Annotated in this window: 18 protein-coding genes; 6 read left to right on the forward strand and 12 right to left on the reverse strand. The window is 51.6% G+C overall.

Annotation, left to right across the window (positions count from 1 at the left end):
* Positions 1-240: 240 nt before the first annotated feature.
* Entirely contained in the window at positions 241-501 is a 261-nt protein-coding gene (gene ybiJ, locus ACLJRH_RS14955) for a DUF1471 family protein YbiJ (RefSeq protein WP_000849089.1), read from the reverse strand.
* Between the two features lie 284 nt (positions 502-785).
* Positions 786-1,052 (reverse strand): DksA/TraR family C4-type zinc finger protein, encoded by a 267-nt coding sequence (locus ACLJRH_RS14960; RefSeq protein WP_000146332.1) that lies wholly within the window; start codon positions 1,050-1,052, stop codon positions 786-788.
* A 204-nt stretch (positions 1,053-1,256) separates the two neighbouring features.
* On the opposite strand from ACLJRH_RS14960, the gene rlmF reads away from it, so the two are divergent.
* Positions 1,257-2,183: a 23S rRNA (adenine(1618)-N(6))-methyltransferase RlmF gene (gene rlmF, locus ACLJRH_RS14965; RefSeq protein ID WP_023137165.1), complete on the forward strand. Its 927-nt coding sequence runs from the start codon at positions 1,257-1,259 to the stop codon at positions 2,181-2,183.
* Here rlmF and ybiO read toward each other — a convergent pair.
* From ybiO to rhtA, 6 genes are all read right to left on the reverse strand, one after another.
* A complete protein-coding gene (gene ybiO / locus ACLJRH_RS14970; RefSeq protein WP_023137166.1) occupies positions 2,180-4,402 on the reverse strand; it encodes a mechanosensitive channel protein in 2,223 nt (740 codons plus the stop codon). The genes rlmF and ybiO overlap by 4 nt on opposite strands.
* A gap of 118 nt (positions 4,403-4,520) precedes the next feature.
* Positions 4,521-5,243, reverse strand: a complete 723-nt coding sequence (gene glnQ / locus ACLJRH_RS14975; RefSeq protein ID WP_023137167.1) for a glutamine ABC transporter ATP-binding protein GlnQ — start codon at positions 5,241-5,243, stop codon at positions 4,521-4,523.
* Positions 5,240-5,899 (reverse strand): glutamine ABC transporter permease GlnP, encoded by a 660-nt coding sequence (gene glnP / locus ACLJRH_RS14980; protein ID WP_001159076.1) that lies wholly within the window; start codon positions 5,897-5,899, stop codon positions 5,240-5,242. The genes glnQ and glnP overlap by 4 nt, the downstream gene beginning before the upstream one ends.
* Positions 5,900-6,044: 145 nt before the next feature.
* The gene (gene glnH, locus ACLJRH_RS14985) at positions 6,045-6,791 is read right to left on the reverse strand and encodes a glutamine ABC transporter substrate-binding protein GlnH (RefSeq protein ID WP_000838671.1); all 747 of its coding nucleotides are present in this window, start codon (positions 6,789-6,791) and stop codon (positions 6,045-6,047) included.
* A gap of 476 nt (positions 6,792-7,267) precedes the next feature.
* Complete coding sequence (dps, locus tag ACLJRH_RS14990) at positions 7,268-7,771, reverse strand: DNA starvation/stationary phase protection protein Dps (RefSeq protein WP_000100805.1); 504 nt, start codon at positions 7,769-7,771, stop codon at positions 7,268-7,270.
* A gap of 302 nt (positions 7,772-8,073) precedes the next feature.
* Positions 8,074-8,961, reverse strand: a complete 888-nt coding sequence (gene rhtA / locus ACLJRH_RS14995; RefSeq protein WP_001119555.1) for a threonine/homoserine exporter RhtA — start codon at positions 8,959-8,961, stop codon at positions 8,074-8,076.
* Between the two features lie 353 nt (positions 8,962-9,314).
* On the opposite strand from rhtA, the gene ompX reads away from it, so the two are divergent.
* Positions 9,315-9,830 carry an outer membrane protein OmpX gene (ompX, locus tag ACLJRH_RS15000; RefSeq protein WP_000716763.1) on the forward strand — a complete coding sequence of 172 codons (516 nt, stop codon included), beginning with the start codon at positions 9,315-9,317 and terminating at the stop codon, positions 9,828-9,830.
* A 62-nt stretch (positions 9,831-9,892) separates the two neighbouring features.
* On the opposite strand, the gene ACLJRH_RS15005 is transcribed toward ompX, so the two are convergent.
* A complete protein-coding gene (locus ACLJRH_RS15005; protein WP_023137168.1) occupies positions 9,893-11,473 on the reverse strand; it encodes a phosphoethanolamine transferase in 1,581 nt (526 codons plus the stop codon).
* A gap of 264 nt (positions 11,474-11,737) precedes the next feature.
* Positions 11,738-11,866: a manganase accumulation protein MntS gene (gene mntS / locus ACLJRH_RS15010; RefSeq protein ID WP_001001755.1), complete on the reverse strand. Its 129-nt coding sequence runs from the start codon at positions 11,864-11,866 to the stop codon at positions 11,738-11,740.
* Between the two features lie 185 nt (positions 11,867-12,051).
* On the opposite strand from mntS, the gene mntR reads away from it, so the two are divergent.
* Together mntR and ACLJRH_RS15020 are read left to right on the forward strand one after the other, a co-directional pair.
* Positions 12,052-12,525, forward strand: coding sequence for a manganese-binding transcriptional regulator MntR (gene mntR, locus ACLJRH_RS15015; RefSeq protein WP_000533542.1), 474 nt, complete (start codon positions 12,052-12,054; stop codon positions 12,523-12,525).
* Entirely contained in the window at positions 12,522-13,634 is a 1,113-nt protein-coding gene (locus tag ACLJRH_RS15020) for an anion transporter (protein WP_001046525.1), read from the forward strand. The genes mntR and ACLJRH_RS15020 overlap by 4 nt, the downstream gene beginning before the upstream one ends.
* 43 nt (positions 13,635-13,677) lie before the next feature.
* Here the strand turns inward: ACLJRH_RS15020 and ldtB are convergent, their stop codons facing one another.
* Positions 13,678-14,598 (reverse strand): L,D-transpeptidase, encoded by a 921-nt coding sequence (gene ldtB, locus ACLJRH_RS15025; RefSeq protein ID WP_001056401.1) that lies wholly within the window; start codon positions 14,596-14,598, stop codon positions 13,678-13,680.
* Between the two features lie 218 nt (positions 14,599-14,816).
* Here ldtB and ACLJRH_RS15030 point away from each other — a divergent pair, with 218 nt between their 5' ends.
* Complete coding sequence (locus ACLJRH_RS15030; protein ID WP_000961434.1) at positions 14,817-16,412, forward strand: ABC-F family ATPase; 1,596 nt, start codon at positions 14,817-14,819, stop codon at positions 16,410-16,412.
* 121 nt (positions 16,413-16,533) lie between these two features.
* On the opposite strand, the gene ACLJRH_RS15035 is transcribed toward ACLJRH_RS15030, so the two are convergent.
* On the reverse strand, positions 16,534-17,799 hold the full coding sequence (locus ACLJRH_RS15035; protein WP_000210949.1) for a DUF1479 domain-containing protein: 1,266 nt from the start codon (positions 17,797-17,799) through the stop codon (positions 16,534-16,536).
* A 261-nt stretch (positions 17,800-18,060) separates the two neighbouring features.
* On the opposite strand from ACLJRH_RS15035, the gene ACLJRH_RS15040 reads away from it, so the two are divergent.
* The gene (locus ACLJRH_RS15040; protein ID WP_000217910.1) at positions 18,061-18,870 is read left to right on the forward strand and encodes a Cof-type HAD-IIB family hydrolase; all 810 of its coding nucleotides are present in this window, start codon (positions 18,061-18,063) and stop codon (positions 18,868-18,870) included.
* The last annotated feature ends 15 nt before the right edge of the window (positions 18,871-18,885 follow it).

Genomic DNA, 18,885 nt, shown 5'->3' on the forward strand with positions numbered 1-18,885 from the left:
GTGCGTTTGAACTCAGTCATCATCACGTTCTCCGGATTTAAGTCTGGAACGTGTCAACGCTATTCAGGACGGGTCAAGCGAATAAAAAAAGCCCGTCCAGTGGCGGACGGGCAAATAAGGGTAACAAACAGGGTTAATGAGGGTTGGAGCAGTGGGTCTGTTGGCAAACAGACGAGGGTAATACCCGTCAGAATTCAAACAACAGCGATGTTACAGCCTGAAATCTGGCGGGCAGGTAAATTATTTATAAATCACCGCAGTGCCGCTCATTTTGTCATTACCTACGGCGGAGGTGATGTTATAAGCGCTTGCGCCAGCAGCGGCGGCTTTTTCAGCCAGTTTAGCTTCCAGGCCATCTAGCGTGGTGGCGCCATCGGCAGACACTACGCCGATTTTATGCAGGTTTTGCGTCTGAGACGCGCTAACCGGTTCTGCGGCAAAAGCGCCAAAAGAAAGGGTGGAAAGCGCGATGGCTGCAACAGCATATTTAATGGTTTTCATGATTAATCTCTCGCAGGTTATTCTGTTTATGGGACGATGTTCCGTCGATGTGATGAGTATCACGGTTTTTTGCGAAAGATAAAATCGAATAGAATTGACGGCCTTGCTCAAAATTTTTGAATGACAAATAACCTATTGATTATTAATTAATTCAACGGTGGAATTTACCGTTCTTGTCAACTGGCTTTACAGAGTCGAGGTTAACGGCACATTCTGCGACGCAGAATGCTAAAAAGCATGAGCGTAAAGGAATGGATGATACTGGCGGTTTCGGTAAAGAAAAGTCAGCGTAACTGGCTGTCTTTTGAACCTCTGCGATTATATCCTGAAAATGTTGCGTTATGTAAATCTTTCTCCTGCTGGCAGGATATGCATAACCGAACGCCCGGTACGGCTTTACGCCGCGCTTCAGGGATAGGATCGCCGCAAGATTCGCATTCATCGCGACTTTCGCCGTGGGGAAGTTCGCCGCGAGCGCGGGCAACGGCATCTTCAATGGTATTGTTGATTTGTTCATTCACTGCGTCGTCATTTGCCCAGCCGGATGCCATCACGCTCTCCTGATTTTAGGGTACCTGAGGTTAAGTGTAGCGCCGTCAGGCGAAAAAATCGCATCGCGCGATCTTTTCAGACCATGAGCAGAACCAATGTCATTCAGATATCCGATCAAACGAGCGAGGCAGGGAATTCGCGGTGGTATATTTACCCCGTGGCGTTATACGGGTATCTTACGCCGCTGCTAAAAGGAGAATGCCATGTCCGCCCAGAAATCGGGGTTACACCCGCGCAACCGCCATCAACACCGTTATGATCTCGCCGCACTGTGTCAGACCACGCCGGAATTGACGTCCTTTCTTATCCGCACGCCCGCCGGTGAACAAAGCGTTGATTTTGCTAATCCGCAAGCGGTAAAAGCGCTCAATAAGGCGTTGCTGGCGCATTTTTATGCCGTCACACACTGGGACATTCCGCCAGGGTTTTTATGTCCGCCAGTGCCTGGCCGTGCGGATTATATCCATCATCTGGCGGATCTGCTTGGCGAAACGACAGGGAGTATTCCGGCGCAGGCAACTATTCTGGACGTGGGCGTGGGCGCCAATTGTATTTATCCGCTTATCGGCGTTCATGAATATGGCTGGCGATTTACCGGTAGTGAAGTCAGCGACGCAGCGATGTCCAGCGCGCAGGCTATCATTCAGGCTAATACGGGGTTAAGCCGCGCCATTCGTCTGCGTCGGCAAAAAGATCCGGCGGCCATTTTTACCGGTATCATTCATAAAAATGAATTTTATGACGCAACGCTTTGTAACCCGCCTTTTCACGACTCCGCCGCCGCAGCTCGCGCGGGCAGCGAGCGTAAGCGCCGCAATTTGGGGCAGAATAAAGATGATGCGCTGAACTTTGGCGGTCAACAGCAGGAGCTATGGTGCGAAGGCGGCGAAGTCGCCTTTATTAAAAAAATGATTGCTGAAAGCCAAACCTTCCGCCGTCAGGTGTTGTGGTTTACGACGTTGGTGTCGCGCGGCGAGAATTTACCGCCGCTTTACCGGGCGTTGACGGAGGCTGGCGCGGTGAAAGTGGTGAAAAAAGAGATGGCCCAGGGGCAAAAGCAAAGCCGCTTTATCGCCTGGACCTTTATGGATGACGACCAGCGTCGCCGTTTTATCACCCGTAAACGCTAAATCGTCGGTTCGCGCGGCGGCAGTGAATCAGGCGACGGGCCGCCGGCGGGGGAGGGCAGAACCTGATACGTTTGCACCGGCGCGCGCACATTGGCCAGATCAAAATGCTTTTTCACCTGGCTATCAAGGGCAAAACGCACCGTCCACTGCTTGAGCGGTAGGGTGGTGAACGATACGCGTAAAGTAAACGCCGTGTTCGTTAAACCGACAATACCGGCGAACGTGGGTTCACCGATAATCAGCCCGCGAATATCCTCCGTCTCCATCAGCGCCGTTACCGCGTCTTTCAGCGCCTGATTCGCTTTATCCGCATCCTCATGGCGATCCACGTCATAGTTGGCGACAACTGAGCCGATACCGCGCACAAAGTTGGCGAAAGTGGTGATCGAGGACCACGGGATAATATGGTATGCCCCGGTATCCTGCCGCACGCCGACGGAACGAATCGACATTCTTTCGACCGTCCCCGTCAGCGGGCCTATGGTGACTAAGTCGCCGGTATTCATCCCGTTTTCAAACTGAATAAAGACGCCGGTAATAATATCTTTCACCAGGGTTTGCGAACCGAAAGAGATAGCCAGACCTAACGCCCCCGCGCCAGCCAGCAATGGCGCGATATTGACGCCGATTTCCGATAACACGATCATGATGGTTATGGTACTGATAATCACTGCCAGCGCATTGCGGAACAGCGTCAGCAGCGTGCGCGTGCGGGCGCTGGGTAGCGGGCGGCCATGAATATCGGAGGCCAGGCGATTCTCAATCAGACTGGCGAGAATCGTCCATCCCACGGCGGAGAAGAATAAGATTAACGCGATACGGATGAGGATATCGACCATCTTTTCCCCCGCGCCATAATGTAGCCAGTGCCAGAAATCGAATAATCCCCAGGCGTTGAGCAACAGCATAACGGCGACGCAGACGGTCAAAAAGCGTGCGACTTTTAGCGCCGAGGAGAGCCAGCCGTTAAGCCGCTTTTGTAATTCCGGGTAATTGCGCTGCGTGTGGGGCGACAGGGTGATGGTTTTCGCTATCCAGCGGGTAAACATACCGGAGATAAACGCCGCGATGCCAATAATCGCCAGACTGCGCACGGTCGCGCCCATCATAAACTTCAGACTATTGCCTGGGTCGAATAACGAGAAGAAAAACAGCACGATAAAGTAGGCGCTGGCCAGCCAGTGCCACACCAGCGCAAAGGCGCGGATAAACAGGCTAAAAAAGGCTAATGATCGTTCCGCCAGACTTAATAAATGTTGCGTAATCTCCGCTTTGTTTTTAAAGATCAGGTACAGCGCCCAGATGGTGATGCAGAGCATGATCGCCACATTAGCCATCGCGCCAACCTGAACATTCACCTGGTTGGAAATAATCGGAACGGCAACAATCAGCCCGTAGCCAATCAAACTGCTAAGGGAACTCATACGGCGATTCCAGTAACGCGCTGTCGCATCCTGAATCGCGAATGGGCGTAATTCCGGTACATTAGGGCAAAAAATAAGCCGCAGAATCGCTTTAAAGAACTCTATCAGCGCGAAGGCATTCAGGAACAGGCTTTGCTGAAAAGCGATAGTTCGACTTCCCGCATGGAAATTATCACTGAGCATCTGACCGATAAATAAGGTGAGCGCCAGTAGCAGCAGGTCGATAATAAACGCGCCGACGATCATCGCCGGGAGCTGTAACCAGTTGCTGCGTTCACGGTTTTTCTTGCGCGCCCACAGGCCCATTTTTCGATATAACGGCAGGGCGCAAAGCCGTATCACGCTATAAAAACCAAATACCGCGACGGCCAGAAATAAAAAGTGGGTTAACGCGTTGGTGAAGGTTTGCGAGTTAAACGGCTTGTGCGGCGCATCGGTGATGTTGCGATAAAGCTGGGCGAAACGGGTAGCGAAAGCATCGCCGTACTGACGGGTAACGGTGGTGACGTTCTCCAGTACCGTTTTCTCATCTTTGGCCGCAGGCGGCGCAAGCGCTGGCGACGGCTCGGTCGGCGGCGTGGTTGAGGCTTCGCGGAGTTGCGCTATTAATTCGTTACGTGAAGCCTCGTTCTCCAGTACGTCAGCCAGGGCCGCATAGGCCGCTTTTTTTTGTTCAGGACTGGGCTCTGGCGCTGCTTGCTGGCTGGTTGATGTCCCCGTGGTCACGCCGGGTATGGCGACCGCATGGGCAGGCGCGCCCAGTAGACAAAAAAGGATGAACAGGGTCCACCGCATGACTCCTCCAGTGAGAAAAGAGACGCAAAACACTAAGTATAGATGGCGCAGGGGAGGGAAAATGAAATGGGACTATTCCATGATGCCCTTCCTGCCGCAGGGCAGGAAGGGCGATATCTCAGGAGACGTGCTGTAAAAATTCCTGTAAACGTGGGCTTGGCGGGTTTTCGATCAACGCCTGCGGACTGCCATCTTCGGCAATACGGCCTTTATCGATGAAAATCAGCCGTGAGGCGACTTTTTCGGCAAAGCCTATTTCGTGAGTGACAATGACCATGGTCATGCCTTCTTCCGCCAGATCCTGCATGACTTTCAGCACTTCATGGCGCAGTTCAGGGTCCAGAGCGGAGGTTGGCTCGTCAAAGAGCATCATTTTCGGCTTCACTGCCAGCGCTCGGGCAATGGCGACGCGCTGTTGTTGACCGCCGGAAAGCTCGGAGGGGTAGTGGTGCGCCCGTTCCGCCAGTCCAACTTTCGCTAATAGTGTTTTCGCCTGTTTTTCCGCTTCTTCTTTCTTTACGCCGCGCACGCGCAGAGGACCGAACATCACGTTTTCGAGCGCGGTCAGATGCGGGAACAGATAAAACTGTTGAAACACCATGCCGGCTTCCTGGCGAATCAGCCGTTCGTCTACTTTAGGATCGTTGACTTTCAGACCATCGACAATCAGATCGCCGGAGGTGATCTCTTCCAGTTTATTGATACAGCGTAATAACGTGGATTTACCCGAACCGGAAGGGCCGATAATCACAACCACTTCGCCCTGACGGATGTTTAAATCAATGTTATGCAGCACCTGGGTGGGGCCAAAGTGCTTGGAGACGTTTTTAAATTCAATCACAGGATTTTCATCCTTCTTTCAAGACGACGCAAAATAAAGCTCAGCACCAGCGTAATGATCAAATAGAAGACGGCCACGGCGCTCCAGATTTCCAGGGCGCGAAAGTTACCGGCAATAATTTCCTGGCCCTGACGGGTCAGCTCGGCTACGCCGATAACAATAAACAACGAGGTGTCTTTGATGCTAATGATCCACTGGTTGCCCAGCGGCGGCAGCATACGGCGCAGAGCAAGCGGTAAAATAACATGGCGGATGGTTTCCCGGCGAGAAAGGCCCAGCGCCAGACCCGCTTCGCGAAAACCTTTGTGAATGGATAGTACTGCGCCGCGAGTAATTTCCGCGATATAAGCGCCGGAGTTAATCATAATTGTCACGACCGCTGCGCTGAACGGATCAATACGCAAATCATTAAATGCCATCGGCAGGGCAAAGTAGATAAACATGACCTGGACAACGATGGGCGTGCCGCGAATAATTTCAATGAAAACCAGGGCGATGTGGTTGGCGAACCAGCCGCCAAACGTACGGGCAAAACCTGCCGCCAGTCCAATAACCAGGCCGCCAGCCAGACCGAGGACCGAGATCCACAGGGTCATTTTAGCGCCCTCAAGCAAAAGCGGAATGGCGGGCCAGATGGCGCTCCAGTCAAACTGCATATGTCGTTCCTGTTACCGTGGTGTAAATAGTCAAATGCTCTATCCGGCGCGGAAATGGCGTGAAAGTGTCTTATCCGTCACGAAAAAGAGCTGTAGGCCCGGTGAGCGTCCTCACTACCGGGCCACAAGCCAACATCAGGTCGTTTTATTTAGGTTCTGTACCGAACCATTTTTTGTAGATTTCGTTATAGGTGCCATTCTCACGCAGCGTTTTCAGCGCGCCGTTGACTTTCTCGCGCAGTTCATCGCTGCCTTTCGGGAAGGCAACTCCGTATTGCTGTGCTTCCAGCGATTCGCCTACCGCCTTGAACTGGCCGTTGCCTGCGGTTTTGATAAAGTACAGGATGTTCGGCGTATCGTGCAGAACGGCGTCTGCGCGGTTGGTGCCTAATTCCATGTACGCGTTATCAATGTTCGGGAACTGACGCAGGTCTTTGGTTTTGATATTCGCTTTCGCGTAATCCACCGACCCGGTTCCGCTCTTCACGGCAACGACTTTGCCATCGAGGTCTTTAACGCTTTTAATGTCGTTATTGTTGGCTTTCACCATCACGAGCAGACCGCTTTTGTAATAGCCATCGGAAAAATCGATCGCTTTTTTACGCTCGTCTGTAATCGTAATACCCGCCAGCGCCAGATCGATATTTTTGGTTTGTAATGCCGGAATAATGCCGCTGAAATCCATCGGTTTCAGGGTGTAGTCCAGCTTCAGTTCTTTCGCGATAGCGTCCCACAGATCAACATCAAAACCGACGTATTTGTCGCCCTGTTTAAATTCAAACGGAACGAACGCCGTATCGGTTGCCACAACGAGTTTCTTATCCGCGGCGTGCGAAGACACCGCAAAAGCCAGGGTAAGTGCAGCCAGTGAAACTTTTAATAGAGACTTCATAGCATTTCCTTTTCTATCCACGGGGCGATCCCCTGCGAGAACATGTAGCATAATGAAAAAATCATGCCAATTATGTAACTCATTGTTTTAACAGAAGCGTGAATCATTCCTGTGCACAATAAGTCGGGCAAAACCAGTATGCCGCACCGTTTTGGGGCACTGATTTAGTGCATGAATAACAAAGTAGAGATACAGGGTCTATTTAGCGTAAAAATTGTTGTTAAAACAATCTTTAATTAACGATTGTGTGATGTAATTATTACAAATAATTCACTTTTATTGAGGGGGAGTACAAGACGTGTGCACTATTTAAGTGCAAAACCCCTGTGCCAGGCAGGGGTATAGGGATGACTTATATACCTGTGTACATCAAGTTGCAGGTGCGTTCGCTTCAGTGACCGACGGAAGTCAGGCTCCTGCGGATTCGCTGCGTTTGTACCTTCCTGCAACTCGAAGTATTCAGGGTAGAGATAGATTTATTCGATGTTGGATTCGATAAACCACAGGAATTTATCGAGGTCGCGTGATGCGGCGGTAAAGATATCGGCAGTGTCTTCATCTTTGGCTTCACCGATAGCTTTGCGAACATCATTAGCGACAACAGCGTAGCGATCGGCCAGTTCTTTTAAGTGATCCTGCACGTTATGGATGTCCAGCGGATAGCTTTTCAGCGGAGTTTTGCTGTTGATAACTTGCGTGGTGCCTAACGCCACACCGCCAAGCTGTACGGCGCGCTCGGCCATAGTATCCAGATGATCGGTCAGTGCGGTACGGAAGCCATCCAGCATCTCATGAACGGCAATAAAGTTAGCACCGCGCATGTTCCAGTGGGCCTGTTTCGTGATCAGCGACAGGTCAATGAACTGGATCACCTGACGATTAAGCAACTCAACCGTCGCTTTTTTATCGCTCTCTGATACATCGTTACGGGTATAAAGCAGATTAGACGCTTTTGTTTTTACCAGTTTAGCGGTACTCATAATCTCATATCCTCTTGATGTTTGTGTCCCAGGTAATTAACGAAAATAAGTATAGCACCGGTTTTTAACTTTGCTTTTTTGAATTTACCTATCACTTTAATAGTACAGACAAGATTTAATATTTATTTTGATTGTAAATCAATTAGTTAGGCGAGCTTGTTGTTTGTTGGGTAATAATTCTCATTTTAATGTAAAAAATGAGAAAAAATATGACAAAAAATGACGAAGTAATAGCGCGATAATAAAAGGTGAATAACGAGGTGATATTCTGCATGATTATGCACATCATGCAGAATAAGAAACTATTTTACGTCAACTTGTTTAATTTGCGGTTCGCGGCGAATCGTTAGGGTAGATCCCATTGAGGCGGCAATGATGGCGCACAGGGCCATGATTTGTATGCCCGTAAGCGTTTCGCCCAGAAAAATCATCCCGGAAACGGCGGCCAGCGCGGGTTCCATGCTCATCAGCGTACCGAAGGTGCGGGTTGGTAGACGCGTCAGCGCAATCATTTCCAGTGAATAAGGCAGTGCCGTAGAAAGCACAGCGACCGCTAACCCTAAGGGAAGAATCGACCAGTGCCATAGCGCGTCGCCAGCCTGAACTGCGCCAATCGGCACGAAAATGATGGCGGCAATCAGCGAGCCTACCGCCACCGTGGCCGGACCATGTTCCGCGCCTGCTCGCTGGCCGGTAAGAATATAGACAGCCCAACAGGCGCCAGCGCCGAGCGCCAACGCGGCCCCGGTAAGATCGACGTGAGACATATCTTGCCCTAATGGCAGCAGGAACCAGAGTCCAAGCACAGCCAGTACGACCCAAATAAAATCTACCGGCCGCCGGGATGAAAACAGCGCGACCGCCAGAGGACCGGTAAATTCCAGCGCGACCGCAATACCCAACGGCACCGTCTGAATCGACAGATAGAATAGATAGTTCATCCCGCCCAGCGACAGACCATAAAACAGCAAAGGCAGTCGCTGCTCTTTGGCAAAACGCAAACGCCAGGGTTTGAAAAAGGCGATAAGGATAAGCGTTCCCAACGCCAGACGAAGCGCCGTTACGCCCGGCGCGCCGACAAGAGGAAATAACGATTTCGCCAGTGAAGCGCCACTCTGAATAGAGGACATGGCAATGAGCAAAACCAAAATGGGCAACCAGACTGGTAGTTTACGTGTTGACCCCGGCATCCTTTCTCCTGTCAAAAAATGTCAGTACGAGTAAAGGTGGCAGTGTAATGGAAATTCCCCGTGGCGGTTGAGGATTCGTTGAAAAAAAATTTCCAGGATTCCATAAAATGAACTTAAATTGATGGATAAATAGACTGTTAGTTTAGGAATAATCTGGATGAATGTATCGCGTCGCACGCGCATTATTGGTGCAATCAGCCGGAAAAGTGATGTTAATTGAATAAGATAGCGCGATATGGAAACGTTCTGTTACATGAAAGGCGCCCTTAGACACCGTGAATCGCAAAGAGTTTCCCATTAATTTTTGATATATTTAAAACTTAGGACTTACTTGAAGCACATTTGAGGTGGTTATGAAAAAAATTGCATGTCTTTCAGCACTGGCCGCTGTTCTGGCTTTTTCCGCAGGTACTGCAGTAGCTGCTACTTCTACCGTTACCGGTGGTTACGCTCAGAGCGACGCGCAGGGCGTAGCGAATAAAATGAGCGGTTTCAACCTGAAGTATCGTTACGAGCAGGACGACAACCCGCTGGGCGTAATCGGTTCCTTCACCTACACCGAAAAAGATCGTACTAACGGTGCGGGCGATTACAACAAAGGTCAGTACTACGGCATCACTGCCGGCCCGGCTTACCGTCTGAACGATTGGGCGAGCATCTACGGTGTAGTCGGTGTGGGTTACGGTAAATTCCAGACGACCGATTACCCAACCTACAAGCATGACACCAGCGATTATGGCTTCTCCTATGGCGCTGGTCTGCAATTCAACCCGATGGAAAATGTTGCTCTGGACTTCTCTTACGAGCAGAGCCGTATTCGTAGCGTTGACGTTGGCACCTGGATTGCTGGCGTGGGTTACCGCTTCTAATCACGTCGGTGAAAATGAAAAATCCGCCTTTCGGGGCGGATTTTTTTTGCCTGAAACATGCATTATTTTAGTGAAAAAATATCGCTGCCCAGATGGTTATAGTCCACTTTCTGTAATTTGAAATTGGTGATATAAACGGGCCCGGCTTTCTGTTCCGAAATAAATCGATAGCGATTTTTGATCTCTTTAGCGCTAATTCCTGTCCATTGCGAGAAAAAACTCAGGAAATCGTTCGCGGAACGGCGAGCTTTAATGATCCGATGCGCTTTACTGTCGCTGGATAGCACCATAAACGGCACCTGGAAGTTTTGCTGGAATTTGTCGTCATGCGCCAGGTACTGTACCGCTTTGCCGCGCTCTTTAAACGCCAGCCCGTGATCGGAGAAATACACGAGCGAAAAACTGTCGCCGCTATGACGAAGCTGAGTATAGAGCTGACGGAGCAAATCGTCGGTTTGCGTCATGGTGTATAAATAACAAGACGTCTCTTTCGACTGGACAAACGTCGCGTATTTTCCCTGAGTACGGTCACAGGCCTGGGGATGCGATCCCATTAAATGCAACACAATCAACTGCGGTTGCGTGCGTTCTGTCGCCAATACCTGCGCCGTCATGGTTAACAGCGCGTCGTCGCGAGTATTTTTATCCGCTTCAAAATCGCCGTTTTTCAGGAAATGCGCTTCATCGGCGCGTTTGGCGATACTGGCGATGGCCGTGTCGTATTCACCGATTTGCCCCTGATTGGAAAACCACCATGTCTGAAAACCGGCGCGGTTAGCCAGCGTGACGAAGTTATCCTGATACTGCGGTTTGTTATCCACCACGCGATTGAGCGTTAAACCGAGCGATTTTTGCGTTGAGCCGCTGGCGGCGATGTAATCCATAAAGAAGTCGCCATTCACATGGCTGGCGAAGGGGGTATTATCCCAGTGGCCGCCGAAAGCGCCCATGGCATCCCGTCGCGCGCTTTCACCTATCACCACGACATAGATGTGATATCTGGGTTTCACCGTAGTAACCGTCCAGCTATCTTTTATGCCGGATAGCTGCGCCATACGGTGCTGCTCTTCAATGACTTCGTTGTTATTGACGATAACGTCTTTAGCGAAGCGAAAAACCGGATAGCCGGTATCAATAACCTTAAAAACGCCGCCCCATGCCAGATTTTGTACCGGCGCGACGAAAAATGCCGCGACGCTAATCAGCAGGCACAGGCTGTCGAGGCTATTCCAGCGCGGCCTGACCTCTTCTTTTCGGCGGCGAAGCGCAATAATACCCAGCGCAAAAATAAAAAGTCCGGTCAGGTAGCTATACCACGGGAAGATGGTCAGGATTTCGCTCGACTCTTCCATATTGGTGGAGTGCAGCGCCAGCAGCGTATTAAAGTTCGGGGCGCCGTAAGCCTGGCCAAAGGGAAAATAGCAAGCGGCTACCAGCGAACAAATGCCGAGCAGCGCTTTTTGTCCGCGGGGCAGGTAGCGCCAGAGCAGCAGCAACAGGCAGGTAAACGCCGCGGTATAAAGCAGGCTAAAGGGGTAGCCGAGCGCGAGGTTAATCAGCAGCGACTGTAAAAAGTAGAGGCCCGCCCACGGGCTTACAGCCCGACGACGGGCGAGAAGTGAATCGATAAGGGTTGAATTCATATGCCACTATTGCAAAAACGCCATGTGCTAACCCTGGCGCGAAGGGTCATTACCTGCCTGATTATGCGTAAAAAAGGTATTGGGTTCGCAACGGCGAGTCGCAAAATATTCAGGGCTGCCAGAAGATAGAGCGTGCGGGTAAGAAGGTCAACCGCCGGAAAGAAAATGTTTTGCGAAGAGAATAGCAAAACCACAAAAAAACAGGGGAAATGGGCGCCATTTCCGTTGAGGATGCAAAATAAAGCGGCGTACCGCACCGCCGCGTTATTTCGTGGAAGGGTTATCCTGTTCCGGTTTGCCGTTGATCATATCGCACAACATAGAGAGCAGCATTAACCGGACTTTAAAGGGAGAGTGACTGAACACGCGTATACACCTCTTAAATTCGTTCATATAAACCTCCTGATGTTTCTATCCCATCGATCCGTGAGGGATGTCTGCATTACATACAGATATAGCACAGGCTATGTTTTATAGCTATTGCTAAAACGTTAATTTTTTGTGCCCGGACAACTCTGGTTTACAATGAGCGCTCTGTCAGCTGACGCGTTAACGCGTCACAGAAACGAGGAAGCAAAATGGGTCGTCGCGCAGGTACGCCAACAACAAAAAAAGTGACGCAATTGGTGAACGTAGAAGAACACGTTGAAGGATTTCGTCAGGTCAGAGAGGCGCATCGCCGTGAGTTGATAGACGATTACGTTGAGCTGATTTCCGATTTAATTATTGAGGTAGGGGAAGCGCGTCAGGTGGATATGGCGGCTCGGCTCGGCGTCTCCCAGCCAACTGTGGCCAAAATGCTTAAGCGCCTGGCATCGTTAGGATTTATTCAAATGATCCCCTGGCGCGGCGTTTTTCTGACGCCGGAAGGGGAGAAGCTGGCGCAGGAAAGCCGCGAGCGGCACCAAATTGTCGAAAATTTTTTACTGGTGTTAGGCGTAAGTCCGGAGATCGCGCGTCGTGATGCGGAAGGGATGGAACACCATGTCAGCCAGGAGACATTGGATGCCTTTTTGGCCTTCACGCAACAGCATGGAACATCTGCAGAATGAATCTGGCTTTTTTACGGGCGCTGCGGCGTGACCGTTTTTTTCAGTTGTTGATCATTGTGGGGATGGCGTTAAGCCTGTTTGTTCCTTTTGCGCCTCGCGCCTGGCCTGGCGCGATTGACTGGCACACCATTATTACCCTCAGTGGGTTAATGTTGCTCACTAAAGGCGTTGAGCTGAGCGGCTATTTCGATGTGCTGGGACGCAAGATGACGCGCCGATTTCATACCGAGCGGCAACTGGCGATGTTCCTGGTGCTGGCTGCGGCGGTGCTGTCGACCTTTCTGACAAACGATGTCGCGCTGTTTATCGTTGTGCCGCTGACGATAACGTTGAAAAAACTGTGTGCGATTCCGGTCAACCGATTGATTATTTTTGAGGCGTTGGCGGTGAACGCCGGTTCGCTGCTGACGCCTGTCGGTAATCCGCAAAATATTCTATTGTGGGGACGCTCCGGCTTAACCTTTGCTGAATTTAGCGGGCAAATGGCGCCGCTTGCCGTCATGATGATGCTGACGTTACTGCTCCTGTGCTGGTTTTGTTTTCCGGGTAGGGCGTTACAGTATCATACCGGTACGCGTTCGCCGCAGTGGCAGCCCCGTCTGGTGTGGAGTTGCCTGGGATTATATGTCGTTTTTCTTACCGCGCTGGAGCTCAGGCAAGAGTTATGGGGACTGGTGTTGGTGGCGGCTGGGTTTATTGTGCTGGCGCGCAGGGTGATAGTCAGCGTGGACTGGACGCTGCTGCTGGTATTTATGGCGATGTTTATTGATGTCCATCTGCTAACGCAATTGCCGGCGTTGCAGGGCGTTTTCAACCAGGTTGGCGCACTGTCTCACCTGGGACTTTGGCTAACCGCTATCGGCTTGTCTCAGGTTATCAGTAATGTGCCCAGTACCATTCTCCTGCTGAACTATGTACCGGCCTCGACGCTGCTGGCGTGGGCGGTGAATATCGGCGGGTTTGGTCTGCTGCCGGGGTCGCTGGCAAATCTTATTGCTTTACGGATGGCGAACGATCGCCGAATCTGGTGGCGATTTCATTTCTATTCGCTGCCGATGCTGGCATGGGCGGCGCTGGTGGGATATGGATTATTGCAACTGATGCCGTAAGAGAAGCCCGATAGTGTCTATCGGGCTTCGCAGGCAGAGTCTGTCAGTTCAGACGAACCGGCATCCCGGAACGATCCTGAACCGCCTGTTGTACGACGGCCTGATCAACGTCAGGCTCGTTGGTGACGGCCAGGATACTCTTATTAAGCGTGATCGGCACCGCTTCCTTACCTTCAAACTGCGCTTCCGTCGTTGACAGCGGGTTATGCACCTCAATGTAACGGCTACCGTCCGGCTCGGTGGTGGCTTTTACCGGTTCATCGATAAACTGCACGCGGGTGCCGACCGGCACATTTTCAAACAGGAATTTGATATCGTCGTTGCGCAGACGCACGCAGCCGTGGCTCACGCGAAGCCCGATGCCGAAGTTGGCGTTGGTGCCGTGAATAGCATACAGGCGACCAATGTACAGCGCGTACAGGCCCATCGGGTTATCCGGGCCCGCAGGCACGACGGCAGGCAGCGGCTCGCCGGCGGCGCGATATTCAGCGTGCATTTTTGCCGTAGGCGTCCAGGTCGGACCGGCTTTTTTACGTTCAACTTTGGTCGTCCAGTTGATAGGCGTGTCTTTACCTAACTGACCGATCCCAATCGGCAGGACGATAACGGTGTTTGTGCCTTTCGGGTAGTAATAGAGGCGCATTTCCGCGCTATTAATGATAATGCCTTCGTGTACGGTATCCGGCAGGATCAGCTGCTGCGGAATATTCAGCACGGTACCGCCCTTCGGCAGGAAGGTATCCACGCCAGGGTTGGCTTCCAGCATGTTGGAGAGCCCCATCTGATACTCCGCGGCAAAATACTCCAGCGGCTGGGTATTGCCCTCCGGAACGGTGATGACCTGATTTTGCCCAATTAAACGGCTACCATCGGTAGGCAGCGGGTAAGTGACTGCTGAGGCTGTTTTACAAAAACCAACTACAGCGAAAGCCGCCGCGAAAAGCGTTGTTAATTTCATATTCATGTTATGCGAGATTCTGTGCCAAGCAGGCTAGTAGGTTGAGAATTCTGTCATGTTGGGAGCGCATTATAGGTGCATTCCAGTAAACAGGGAATTCAGATGTGTACGAAATCACGTTTTTTTCCCTTACGGTTCAGTGTAGCCCTTTGTACAGGGCGCGATCTTATTTCAGACTTGTGGCATAATAAGCGGTTTGTCACATCTTTTTTCAGGATAAGCCTGTGTTAGTTTCCAGCAACGTTACCATGCAGTTCGGCAGTAAGCCGCTGTTCGAAAACATTTCCGTCAAATTTGGCGGCGGCAACCGTTACGGCCTGATCGGCGCCAACGGTAGCGGAAAGTCCACTTTTATGAAAATCCTCGGCGGCGACCTGGAGCCGACGCTGGGCAATGTTTCCCTCGATCCGAATGAGCGGATCGGTAAGCTGCGTCAGGACCAGTTCGCTTTTGAAGCATTCACCGTACTTGATACTGTCATTATGGGGCATGGCGAACTGTGGGAAGTCAAGCAGGAGCGCGACCGTATCTATGCCTTGCCGGAAATGAGCGAAGAAGACGGCTATAAAGTCGCCGATCTGGAAGTAAAATACGGCGAGATGGACGGTTATTCCGCTGAGGCGCGCGCGGGCGAACTGCTGTTGGGGGTGGGCATCCCGCTGGAGCAGCATTACGGTCTGATGAGTGAAGTCGCGCCAGGCTGGAAATTGCGTGTGCTGCTGGCGCAGGCGTTATTCTCTAATCCGGACATCCTGTTGCTCGACGAACCGACCAACAACCTGGATATTGATACTATCCGTTGGCTGGAGCAGGTGCTGAACGAGCGCGATAGCACGATGATCATCATTTCGCACGACCGTCACTTCCTGAACATGGTTTGTACGCATATGGCGGATCTGGATTACGGCGACTTGCGCGTCTATCCGGGTAACTATGATGAGTATATGACGGCGGCGACCCAGGCGCGTGAACGTCTGTTGGCCGATAATGCGAAGAAAAAAGCGCAAATTGCCGAGCTGCAATCTTTTGTTAGCCGTTTTAGCGCCAATGCCTCTAAATCGCGTCAGGCAACGTCGCGCGCGCGGCAGATTGATAAAATCAAGCTGGAAGAGGTGAAAGCCTCCAGCCGTCAGAACCCGTTCATCCGTTTTGAGCAGGATAAAAAACTGTTCCGTAACGCTCTGGAAGTGGAGGCGCTGACGAAAGGTTTTGATAACGGTCCGCTGTTTAAAAATGTCAATTTGCTGCTCGAAGTCGGCGAGAAGCTGGCGGTACTCGGCACCAATGGCGTGGGTAAATCTACGCTGCTGAAGACGCTGGTTGGCGATCTGGACGCCGATCATGGCACCGTTAAATGGTCGGAAAACGCGCGTATTGGTTACTACGCGCAGGACCACGAATATGAATTCGAAAATGACCTGACGGTGTTTGAATGGATGAGTCAGTGGAAGCAGGAAGGCGACGACGAGCAGGCAGTGCGCAGTATTCTGGGCCGCCTACTATTTAGCCAGGATGATATCAAAAAGCCTGCGAAAGTCCTTTCCGGTGGCGAGAAGGGCCGTATGCTTTTCGGCAAACTGATGATGCAAAAGCCGAATATCCTGATTATGGACGAACCGACTAACCACCTGGATATGGAGTCGATCGAATCGCTGAATATGGCGCTGGAGCTGTATCAGGGCACGCTGATCTTTGTTTCGCACGACCGTGAGTTCGTCAGCTCGCTGGCAACCCGCGTCATTGAAATTACGCCGGAGCGCGTGGTGGACTTCAGCGGCAACTACGACGATTATTTGCGTAGTAAAGGGATTGAAAGCTAAACACTGACGCCCGGTGGCGTTGTGCTTACCGGGCCTACGTATCCTGGCGCGTAGGTCCGGTAAGACGGGTGCGCCCAGACAAAGGGCGCACCGCAGTTAAGCGGGCAGGGCTGTACGACCATCAAACGTCCATACCTAATGCCCGTTTACCGTGAATATTCAGATCGCGCAGCGTGAAGCGCCCTTCCCAGGTGGTTTCATAGTCCTCGCGCGGGAAATCGCCCGGTGATGCGCCTGTCTCCAGCGCCGCTTTCACCTTACGCGCATAGGCCAGATTTTTCTCACACATTGGCGCGGCAGGAATGTACATCACATTGCCCCAGCCCTGCTGATTTTCTACGGGGGCGACGGAGTGGATGACATCGCAATGCCACCACACGGAATCCCCGGCTTCCAGTGGCGGAATGCTGGTTAACGCCGCCATCAGTAAAGGATGCCACTGTTCAGAAATCGGCAGCACCCGGCCCGGCGCGACGCCGCATAATTCATCTTCCGGGACATCATCCAGCAGCGGGCGCAACAGAATATACGCCATCGCCTCCGGGATAGGGACGACATGAAGCAACCCCTGACCGGGCAGCATATCGGAGAGCGCGGTCCAGCCCTGGAAGGTGCGAAATACCGAGCATTTTGTGGTGTTATCCACCGTATACTCTTCAACTTCGGTACGGTGTGCCGCATTCCACGGATCGTACTGTTCGATGTTGCCGTTAAACACACTGGCGAATACCTGCTGATAGGCTGGCAGCAGCCAGCGTTCCAGCGCGCCGGAGTCGGTATGCGCTCCCAGTCCTTTGGATGTGGTGCCCGGCGGGCGGCGACGGATGCGATCCGGATAAATGATGCTGATATCCGGATTAAACCATCGCTTGCCGTCGTGCTCTACCTGCCACAGACGGTTGAGGAACGACTGCGCCAGCGCCATCTCTTCACTTTGGCGGGCCTGCATTTGCGCCTGCGACCAGTAGACAGGATAGATTTCAGGCCGGGAGGCGCTCAGCGTACCGAAAAAATTATCCCCCGGTCCTTTATACACCTCGTCAAAATGGTTCTTGTCCAGATAGTCGAGCATCGACTGGTCCCACGCCAGCGCCTGTTCGCGTGGAAAATGACCTTTAATCACCGCGCACCCGCGGCGCTTAACCTCGGCGCGGGTGGCATCGCTAATGTTGCCCATCGCCAGTTCGCTAAAAGGGATAATTGGCCATACCGGCTGTCCCTGCGCCTTCAGATCGTTAATTTCCGCCACCCGGGCTGCTATGGTGGCGCTCAAACGGTCGAACACCGCCTGTACGTCGCCGATTTGCGCGCGTAGCGCCTGCTTCATCTGACGAATGGCCGCTTTTGGGTCGGCGGGCAGCGTTTCGTGGGTAAAAGGAGTCGTCATATCAACCTCATCGTCTTTCGTTCGAAAGTAAAATTAGTTACATGTGATACTTTAAGTTAAAATAAGGTTAATGCAAGTTTAAAATATTGCAGGGGAACACAAAGAGGGAAGCGAGAGGAAAACGTAAGGTGGCCAGGACGCCTTAATGTCTTATGCGGCTATTCCTTTCGTTCAGCCACTTTTCATTCGAAATAAATTTGTGGTTCTGCTCACATTGTTATTAAAATGTTTCTGGTCGCAGTTACAGCCAGGAGCTTAAGTATGACCGTTAACGTTGTCGTTACCGATATGGACGGCACTTTTCTCGACGATGCCAAGCAGTACGATCGTGTACGCTTCATGGCGCAATACCAGGAACTGAAAAAACGTAATATCGAATTTGTGGTCGCTAGCGGTAATCAGTACTACCAGTTGATCTCCTTCTTCCCCGAGCTGAAAGACGAAATTTCCTTCGTCGCAGAAAATGGCGCGCTGGTGTATGAACATGGCAAACAGTTGTTTCACGGGGAGCTAACCCGGCATGAATCGCGTATTGTGATTGGCGAACTGCTGAAGGATAAGCAGCTTAATTTTGTCGCCTGCGGTCTGAAAAGCGCTTATGTCAGCAAAAACGCTCCCGAGACTTTCGTGGCGCTGATGGCCAAACATTATCACCGCCTGCAGCCGGTAAACGATTATCACGACATTGACGATATCCTGTTTAAGTTCTCCCTGAATTTGCCTGATGAACAAATTCCGCTGGTTATCGACAAACTGCACGTATCTCTGGATGGCATCATGAAGCCCGTCACCAGCGGCTTCGGTTTTATCGACCTGATTATCCCGGGACTGCATAAAGCGAATGGCATCAGTCGTCTGTTAAAGCGCTGGAACAGGTCGCCACAGAATGTCGTCGCCATTGGCGACAGCGGTAATGATGCGGAAATGTTGAAAATGGCGCATTACTCTTTTGCCATGGGCAATGCTGCAGACAATATCAAAGCGCTTTCACGCTATCACACTGATGATAATAACCATCAAGGCGCGCTCAACGTCATTCAGGCCGTGCTTGACGGCACCGATCCCTTCTGATTAACAGGCCTGCGC

It is taken from the genome of Salmonella sp. SAL04162, assembly GCF_046551535.1.
GTDB lineage: Bacteria > Pseudomonadota > Gammaproteobacteria > Enterobacterales > Enterobacteriaceae > Salmonella > Salmonella enterica.